Source organism: Mitsuaria sp. WAJ17, from assembly GCF_014174515.1.
Lineage (GTDB): Bacteria > Pseudomonadota > Gammaproteobacteria > Burkholderiales > Burkholderiaceae_C > Roseateles_B.
Window position 1 is genome coordinate 1 of the sequence record NZ_JACJUG010000157.1, and the last position, 325, is coordinate 325.

1 protein-coding gene is annotated in these 325 nt (G+C 68.0%); it reads right to left on the reverse strand.

All coding sequences use genetic code 11. The annotated features are described in order from the left end of the window. A partial coding sequence (locus H5407_RS23840; RefSeq protein ID WP_183106941.1) for a S9 family peptidase occupies window positions 1-325 on the reverse strand: 325 nt, incomplete at both ends.

Below are 325 nucleotides of genomic sequence, written 5' to 3' on the forward strand. Positions count from 1 at the left end.
TCCTCGGCACCATAGGCCATCAGCAGCGGACGCTTGAGTTCGCCGGCGCGCTGCAGTGGCGAGGTGGCGCGCAGCTGCTCGGCGTCCTTCTCCCGGTCGCCCACCAGCACCGGCATGCCATAGCCCTTCCACTCGCCGCCCTGATCGCTCCAGTGGATGCTGTAGAGCAGGTCGATGTCGGTCACCCCCACCCAGTTGATGCCGCAGCGGTAGAGCTCGGGCTGCTTAATCAGGCCCATCAGCGTGGCATAGCCCCCATAGCTGGCGCCGGCGATGCAGACGCGTTGGGGGTCGACCAGGCCCTGCCGCACCGTCCACTGCAGGG